This window comes from Herbaspirillum sp. GCM10030257, from assembly GCF_042666555.1.
In the GTDB taxonomy this organism is placed as follows: Bacteria; Pseudomonadota; Gammaproteobacteria; order Burkholderiales; family Burkholderiaceae_D; genus Noviherbaspirillum.
Genome location: NZ_JBHTDH010000137.1, coordinates 1 through 585 on the forward strand (window position 1 = coordinate 1; position 585 = coordinate 585).

The window sequence follows — 585 nt, forward strand, 5'->3', positions numbered from 1 at the left end:
GCCTTCATGCTGCAGGACAGTTCCCCGGTCGCGGTGCTGACGCACGAACGCCTGCCGGCACCCGTGCTGGGAACACTCCGTCTGGGCGTGACGGCAAGCAACGTTCCTGTTATCGACCTGGATGCCAACAGCCATCATTGGCAACGCAACCCGGACAGCAACTTGCCAGTCACCGACACCGGCCTGACCCCGTCCGATATTGCCTATACCATCTACACGTCGGGATCGACCGGCATGCCCAAGGGCGTGCTGGTCAGACACCAGGGCCTGACCAATTACCTGTGCTGGGCGCAGAAGACTTATTATCCGGACCAGGGCTCGGTAGTGTCGTCGTCGCTGTCATTCGATGCGACCATCACCAGCCTGCTGTTGCCGCTGATCCATGGCAGCACGGTGCAGCTGCTGACCGAGGGCCGCGAAATCGACGAGCTGGAACAGTGGGTACGGATGGGCGGCAGCGGCCTGGTCAAGATCACGCCAGCGCACCTCGATGTGCTCGGGCAGCGCCTGCTGGCCGACCGGGTCAGGAGCGCGGTGGGTGTGTTCGTGATCGGCGGCGAAGCGTTATCGTCATCGACGGTGGCG

At 63.4% G+C, this 585-nt stretch carries 1 protein-coding gene; it reads left to right on the forward strand.

Annotated features, from left to right (window positions below; all coding sequences use genetic code 11):
• Nucleotides 1–6: 6 nt before the first annotated feature.
• A partial coding sequence (locus ACFQUU_RS29435; protein WP_382252196.1) for an AMP-binding protein occupies nt 7–585 on the forward strand: 579 nt, incomplete at its 3' end.